The sequence below is a fragment of the Streptomyces sp. SID1328 genome (assembly GCF_009865595.1).
Lineage (GTDB): Bacteria > Actinomycetota > Actinomycetes > Streptomycetales > Streptomycetaceae > Streptomyces > Streptomyces griseoluteus.
Genome location: NZ_WWKH01000593.1, coordinates 1 through 7,087, shown reverse-complemented (window position 1 = coordinate 7,087; position 7,087 = coordinate 1). Strand labels below are relative to the sequence as shown.

The following is a 7,087-nucleotide window of genomic DNA, read 5'->3' as shown; positions in this document are numbered from 1 at the left end:
GGCCGGTGAGGGCGAGCGCCATGTGGTCGCCGACCGGCATGTCCACGTCGGCGTCCTCGGGCCGCTCCAGCGGGGGTCCGAGTCCGGCGCGGCCCGCGCAGGTCCAGGGCTGAAGGTCGCCGGCCCGTTCCAGCAGGGCGGCGGACTCCATGGCGAAGGTCTCCCGGACCCGCTCCAGCAGCGCCTCCAGGCTCGTCTCGCCGCGCAGGACGTTGCCGGCGAGGAAGGAGAGGATCTCAGACTCGGCCCGTAGCCGGGACGCCTGGTGGGTGCGGCGGGCGGCGAGGTCGACCACGGAGGCGACCGCCATGCCGACGCCGAAGAAGATAGCGATGGCGACGATGTTCCGCGGGTCGGAGACGGTCAGCCGGTGCAGGGGCGGGGTGTAGAAGAAGTTCAGCAGCAGGGAGCCCAGCGCGGCCGAGGCGAGCGCGGGCAGCAGTCCGCCGAGCAGGGCGGCGGCGACCGTCAGGGCCAGGAACAGCAGCATGTCGTTGGCGAGGCCGAGGTCGACGGCGTTGAGCAGCAGCGCCAGCAGCGCCGGGCCCGCCAGCGCGGTCGCCCAGCCCGCGACGATCCGGCCCCGGCCGAGCCGCGAGCCGCGGGCGACGGGCAGGCCGCGGCCCTTGGCGACCTCCTCGTGGGTGACGATGTGCACGTCGAGGTCGGGTCCGGACTCCCGTGCGACGGTGACGCCGACGCCGGGTCCGAAGACGTACTGCCATGTCTTGCGGCGGGAGGAGCCGAGCACGATCTGGGTGGCGTTGACGCCGCGGGCGAAGGCCAGCAGGGCGGCGGGTATGTCGTCGCCGACCACGTGGTGGAAGGTACCGCCGAGGTCCTCCACCAGGGTGCGCTGGAGAGCGAGTTCCTTCGGGGAGGCGGCGGTGAGGCCGTCGCTGCGGGCTATGTAGACCGCCAGCACCTCGCCGCCGGCGCCCTTCTCGGCGAGCCGGGCGGCACGGCGGATCAGGGTGCGCCCCTCGGGTCCGCCGGTCAGGCCGACCACGATGCGCTCGCGGGAGCCCCAGATCCGGGAGACCCGGTGCTCGCTGCGGTAGGCGTTCAGATGCTCGTCGACCCGGTCGGCCACCCACAGCAGGGCCAGTTCGCGCAGGGCGGTGAGGTTGCCGGGGCGGAAGTAGTTGGACAGGGCCGCGTCGACCTTGTCGGGCTGGTAGACGTTGCCGTGGGCCATACGGCGGCGCAGCGCCTGCGGGGACATGTCGACCAGCTCGATCTGGTCGGCCCTGCGGACCACCTCGTCGGGCACCGTCTCGCGCTGGCGGACCCCGGTGATCGACTCGACCACGTCGCCGAGGGACTCCAGGTGCTGGATGTTGACGGTGGAGACGACGTCGGTCCCGGCGGCGAGGAGTTCCTCCACGTCCTGCCAGCGCTTGGTGTTGCGGGAGCCGGGCACGTTGGTGTGCGCGAGTTCGTCCACCAGGGCGACGGCGGGCGCGCGGCGCAGTACGGCGTCGACGTCCATCTCCTCGAAGGAGGCGCCCCGGTGCTCCAGCCGGCGGCGCGGCACCTGCTCCAGGCCGTGCAGCAGCGTCTCGGTACGGGGGCGGCCGTGGTGCTCGACGTACGCCACCACGCAGTCGGTGCCCCGCTCCAGGCGGCGGTGGGCCTCGGCGAGCATGGCGTAGGTCTTGCCCACGCCCGGTGCCGCGCCGAGGTAGATCCGAAGCTTGCCGCGTGCCATGGCCCCATTGTCTTCCGGTGACTGCCGCCTACGCCGCGTCGACCTTACGGCGGGCGGTGCGGACAAAGCGGACGGGGGGCCGCGCGACGGGACGCTTTGACGCAACCCTGACGCGTCGGGCGCGCGCGAAGGGCCGCACCCCCGGGGGTACGGCCCTTCAGCTGTGTCTCAGGCTGGCCTCTGCTCCGTCTCCGGGCTCAGCGGACCTCGGTGATCTCCGGGCCGCGCTGGAGCTGGCCCATGCCGCCGGAGAAGCGGGAGCCCTCCTCCTCCTGCTGCTGGACGCCCTCGGGGACCATCTGGGCGTCGTTGGGCAGCTTGAGGACGATCGGGTCGCGGGGCGCCATCGGGCCCTCGCCGCGCACCACGACCGTGTCCCGGAAGATCTGCTCCAGCAGCCCGGCCGCCTGCGGCTGCACCGCGCCCTGGCCGGAGATCACACCGCGCAGGAACCAGCGCGGGCCGTCCACGCCGACGAACCGCACGACCTGGAAGCCGCCCGTGCCGTCCGGGAGCTGCACCGGCACCTGGGCCCGCAGCTCCCAGCCGAGGGGGCCCTCGACCTCGTCGACGATGCCGCCCTGCTGGGTGATGCCGCTCGCGATCTCGTCGCGGACCTCGCCCCAGATGCCCTCGCGCTTGGGGGCGGCGAACGCCTGGAGCTGGACGGCGCTGTCGCGCAGTACGACGGTCGCGGCGACGATCGCGTCACCGGCGACCTCGACCCGCAGTTCCATGCCGTCGACCCCGGGTACGAACAGACCGCCCAGGTCGACGCGGCCCTCGGCCGGGTCGCGCACCTCGGTGGAGTCCCAGGGTCCGTCGGGGCGCGGCTCGGGCTCGAGCCGTACCCGCGTCTGCTCTTCCGCCTCGGTGTCGACGCTGTCGACGACCTGCTCGGCCTCGCCGGCCGCGTCCTCGGCGGCACCCTTCTTGTTGCGACGTCCGAACACGTCACTGTCCTTCCCGGTCGGATACGACCGAAGCGTATCGATTCCCACCCGCCCGGCCACCTGTGGCGGCCGGACCGTCGTGCCGCGCTAGCCGTCCACCGAGGCGTGGCCTCCGGTGGACCCGAAGCCCCCCTCGGCCCTCACCGAACCGGGAAGTTCCGCGACCTCCTGGAAGCGGACCCTCTCGACCTGCTGGACGACCAGTTGGGCAATCCGGTCGAAGCGCTCGAACCGCACACTGTCGCGCGGATCGAGATTCACCACGATCACCTTGATCTCTCCACGGTACCCGGCATCAACCGTCCCTGGGGCGTTCACAAGCGCCACTCCGCAGCGGGCCGCCAGCCCCGAGCGGGGGTGCACGAAGGCCGCGTACCCCTCGGGCAGCGCGATGGCCACGCCCGTGGGCAGCACGGCCCGCTCACCGGGCTTCAGTTCGCAACGCTCGGTGGTGCGCAGATCGGCCCCGGCGTCACCGGGGTGCTCGTACGCCGGAAGCGGTACGTCGGGGTCGATGCGGCGGAGCCGGACGTCCAGCGGGGCGCTCACGGGTTCACCTCGAAGGCGCGGGAGCGCCGGATCTGGTCGGGGTCGCTCATGGCGGCCCGGATCTCCTGCTCGCGGCCGTGTTCGGTGAAGTGGTCGACCTTCACCTCGACGAACAGCGCCTCCGCGCGGACGGCGACGGGGCCCTCGGGGCCGCCGATGCGGCCGGTAGCGCGGGAGTAGATCTTGCGTCCGGCGACCGCGGTGACCTCCGCCTGCAGATGCAGCACGGTGCCGACGGGCACCGGAGCCACGAAGTCGGTCTCCAGCCGTCCGGTGACGGCGATGGTGCGCAGCAGCCAGTTCAGCGAGCCGAGGGTCTCGTCCAGGGCGGTGGCCAGCACCCCGCCGTGCGCGAGGCCGGGGGCGCCCTGGTGGGCGGGCTGGACGGTGAACTCGGCGGTCAGCGAGACGCCGTCGCCCGCTCGTGCCTCCAGGTGCAGCCCGTGCGGCTGGCCGGGACCGCAGCCGAAACAGTGTTCGTAGTGGGCACCGAGCGGCTCACCGGGGGCGGGGGCGTCGGGGTGCCGGACGGGGGGCTGCGCGTCGGCGGGGGGCTGGAGACTGGCTGAACTCACAGGCGCAGACCTTACCGCTCCGCCCTGTGGCCGCCACCACGCCGCCGCCCCGGCGTCCGGGATGTCCGTCCACCGTGCCAAGCTTGGCTCATGCAGCTCTCCGCCGCCCCCTACGAAGAACGCCTGACCGCCCCGCGCTCGTGGTGGCTGATCAGCGTGCTCGTGGGCCTCTCCTTCGCCCTGATCCTGCTGCCCTTCGGCACCCTGCCGCTGCTCGGCGGTCTGGTCGGTGGCACGGCCGTCGCAGCGGTGATGGCCAGCGCGTACGGCTCCCCGCGCATCCGTGTGGTGGGCGACGCGCTGATCGCGGGCGATGCGCGGATTCCGGTGTCGGCACTCGGCGCGGCCGAGGTGCTGGACGCGGAGGGGGCCCGCGCCTGGCGCACCTACAAGGCCGACGTCCGCGCGTTCCTGCTGCTGCGCGCCTACATCCCGACGGCGCTGCGGGTCGAGGTGACCGACCCCGAGGACCCGACGCCGTACCTGTACCTGTCGACGCGGGAGCCGGAGAAGCTGGCGGCGGCGATCGCGGGCGCGAAGGCCCCGGCCGCCTGAGCCTCGCGGGGCGTCAGCTGCCGGTGCCCTCCGGGTATCCGGTGATCCTCAGCGGGTCCTCGGGCTCCTCCAGCGGCGGCAGGTCGGCCAGCCTGTCCCAGGGGACCTGGCTCTTGCGCAGGTCGGCCCGCACGCGTGCGGCGAGCTTGCGGGTGTCCCGGCGGTTCATGACCGCGCCGACGGCGGCGCCGACCATGAACGGCATGAGGTTGGGCAGGTTCCGGACCATGCGCTTCATGACCTGCTGGCGCAGTTCGCGCTTCATCCGGCCGCTGAGGGCGACGTCGATGGACGCCGGCTTCATCACGTCGATGCCGCGCTCCCCCGACCAGGAGGACAGATACGCGATGCTGCGGACGCGGAGGCCGCCCGGCGGGCGCAGGCCGTAGACCTCGTGGAGTTCGGCGATGAGCTTCAGCTCGATCGCGGCCACCCCGGTGATCTCGGCGGCCAGCTCGGTGGGCATGGCGGGCGGTACGGGGAGCATGGCGGCAGCGCCGATCCCGGCGCCGACCGTGGAGGTACCGGCGGCCGCTCCGGCCACCAGTTTGTCGGCGAGCTGCTCGGGCCCGAGGCCCGGGAACTGCCGGCGCAGGGTCGCGAGGTCGCGTACGGGGACGCGTGGGGCCAGGTCGATGACCCGGTCGGCGACGTAGGCGAGTCCCGCGCGGGCGTGCGTGCCGCCCCTGCGGGCGCCTTCGCGGGCCAGCAGGCGGGCGCGGGCGCGCATCGCCGCCGCGCGGCCGGGGGACTCCCCCGTCCTGGCCGCGTCGGTTTCAAACGCCGGTTCGAGCGAGGCCCCCGGTCCGGCGGGGCCCCGCTCGTCTTCGTCACGTGTGCCGTGCGAGCCCTTGAAGAGCCCTTTGTCCGCTCCCGGAAGGTGGAAGCGGCGCTTCCGCGGAGGGGTCGAGCCAGTCACGGCCGACCCGTCCCTAGTCGCAGTCGCGGCAGATCGGCTGGCCGTTCTTCTCACGGGCCAACTGGCTGCGGTGGTGGACCAGGAAGCAGCTCATGCAGGTGAACTCGTCCTGCTGCTTGGGCAGCACGCGGACGGCCAGCTCCTCGTTGGAGAGGTCGGCGCCCGGCAGCTCGAGGCCCTCAGCGGCCTCGAACTCGTCGACGTCCACCGCGGAGGTGGACTTGTCGTTCCGGCGGGCCTTCAGCTCTTCGAGACTGTCCGAGTCGACGTCGTCGTCGGTCTTGCGTGGAGTGTCGTAATCGGTTGCCATGTGTCGCTCTCCCCCTCTGGGTGTCTGCGGTGTCTTCAGCGCACGTAACGCGTGAGAGGCCGGACTTGTGCCCGACCTGAGGCGGAGATTTTGCCTCACATCAAGGTCTGTTACTCAATCGACACCCAACCCGGTTCCTCGTGAGTGATCGGGTTGGATGGCGGTGAGGACCGTACACGGTTCGGATGCCGCACCTCAAAGGCGCCTCATCGTGTACTTCCCGTGATCAGGAGCCTTGAAAACCCGGATTTTCCCGGCTTTCCGACCCCCGTCATGATCACAGACAGTGCATGGCTGGAAATCCGCCCATGTGATTGATCACACAGGGAAAACCTCTTTCGGTGCTCGGAAAATTCCGCGCGAAGCGAACATCCTCCGCGAGTGTCGGGATCTGTGACAAGGGCGGTCACAACGGCAGCGTCACCCGCATCACCAGACCGCCGCCCTCACGCGGCACGGCCGCGATGTGGCCGCCGTGCGCCCGCGCCACGGACCGCACGATGGACAGCCCGAGCCCGACCCCCTTGTCGCTGCCCGTACGCTCCGTGCGCAGCCGCCGGAAGGGCTCGAAGAGGTTGTCGATCTCGTACGCGGGCACCACGGGACCGGTGTTGGTCACGGTCAGCACCGCGCGGCCGTGCTCGACCGCCGTGCTGACCTCCACCCAGCCGCTCTCCGCCACCCCGCCGTCGCGCTGCGTCTCGTCCGGAGCCAGGTTGTAGCGCACCGCGTTCTGTACGAGGTTGAGCGCGATGCGCTCCAGCAGCACGCCGTTGCCGCGCACCACGGCGGGCTCCAGCTCGCTGCGGATCTCCACGCTCCGGGCCTCGGCCTCGCCGCGCACCTGGTCGATGGCCTGGCCGGCCACCTCCGCGAGGTCCACCGGACCCCGCTCGACGATCTGGTTGTCGCTGCGGGCGAGCAGCAGCAGGCCCTCCACCAGTTGCTCGCTGCGCTCGTTGGTGGCCAGCAGGGTCTTGCCGAGCTGCTGGAGCTCCACCGGGGCGTTCGGGTCCGAGAGGTGGACCTCCAGCAGGGTGCGGTTGATCGCCAGCGGGGTGCGCAGTTCGTGGGAGGCGTTGCCGACGAAGCGCTGCTGGGCGGTGAAGGCCCGCTGGAGCCGCTCCAGCATGTCGTCGAAGGTGTCGGCAAGCTCCTTCAGCTCGTCGTCCGGGCCGTCCAGCTCGATCCGGCGGGAGAGGTCCGACCCGGCCACCTGGCGGGCGGTGCGGGTGATCCGGCCGAGCGGGGAGAGCACCCGGCCGGCCATCGCGTAGCCGAACGCGAAGGCGATCACCGCGAGGCCCAGCAGGGCCAGCAGCGAGCGGCTGAGCAGGTTGTCCAGGGCCACCTGGCGCTGGTGGTCGACGCACTGGCTGATCGCGGTGTTGAAGTCCTGGAGCGACAGGCTGGTGGTGTTGTTGATCGCCGGGCAGTTGCCGCTGGTGACCCGGAGGTCCTGGTAGCCGACGATCTTGAACAGCGGCTGGTTGCCGGTGCTGATCGCCTGGGCGG

7 protein-coding genes and 1 pseudogene are annotated in these 7,087 nt (G+C 72.0%); 1 reads left to right on the top strand and 7 read right to left on the bottom strand.

Going from position 1 to position 7,087, the window contains the following annotated elements; genetic code table 11:
- The 4 genes and pseudogenes from GT030_RS18940 to GT030_RS18925 form a co-directional block, all read right to left on the bottom strand.
- Positions 1-1,711, bottom strand: a 1,711-nt coding sequence (locus GT030_RS18940; protein WP_161202098.1) for a DUF4118 domain-containing protein, incomplete at its 3' end; no start/stop codon positions are given.
- Positions 1,712-1,908: 197 nt separating this feature from the next.
- Positions 1,909-2,664, bottom strand: a complete 756-nt coding sequence (locus GT030_RS18935; protein WP_161202097.1) for a DUF3710 domain-containing protein — start codon at positions 2,662-2,664, stop codon at positions 1,909-1,911.
- A 1-nt stretch (position 2,665) separates the two neighbouring features.
- Positions 2,666-3,213: pseudogene (gene dut / locus GT030_RS18930) on the bottom strand (dUTP diphosphatase).
- Positions 3,210-3,788, bottom strand: a complete 579-nt coding sequence (locus GT030_RS18925; RefSeq protein ID WP_031183439.1) for a PaaI family thioesterase — start codon at positions 3,786-3,788, stop codon at positions 3,210-3,212. Before GT030_RS18925 ends, dut begins: the two are co-directional and overlap by 4 nt.
- Positions 3,789-3,878: 90 nt before the next feature.
- On the opposite strand from GT030_RS18925, the gene GT030_RS18920 reads away from it, so the two are divergent.
- The gene (locus GT030_RS18920; RefSeq protein ID WP_161202096.1) at positions 3,879-4,343 is read left to right on the top strand and encodes a DUF3093 domain-containing protein; all 465 of its coding nucleotides are present in this window, start codon (positions 3,879-3,881) and stop codon (positions 4,341-4,343) included.
- A 13-nt stretch (positions 4,344-4,356) separates the two neighbouring features.
- On the opposite strand, the gene GT030_RS18915 is transcribed toward GT030_RS18920, so the two are convergent.
- The 3 genes from GT030_RS18915 to GT030_RS18905 all read right to left on the bottom strand — a co-directional run.
- Positions 4,357-5,262 (bottom strand): hypothetical protein, encoded by a 906-nt coding sequence (locus GT030_RS18915; RefSeq protein WP_161202095.1) that lies wholly within the window; start codon positions 5,260-5,262, stop codon positions 4,357-4,359.
- A gap of 13 nt (positions 5,263-5,275) precedes the next feature.
- A complete protein-coding gene (locus tag GT030_RS18910; protein WP_005481602.1) occupies positions 5,276-5,572 on the bottom strand; it encodes a DUF4193 domain-containing protein in 297 nt (98 codons plus the stop codon).
- 406 nt (positions 5,573-5,978) lie between these two features.
- Positions 5,979-7,087, bottom strand: a 1,109-nt coding sequence (locus GT030_RS18905) for a HAMP domain-containing sensor histidine kinase (protein WP_161202094.1), incomplete at its 5' end; no start/stop codon positions are given.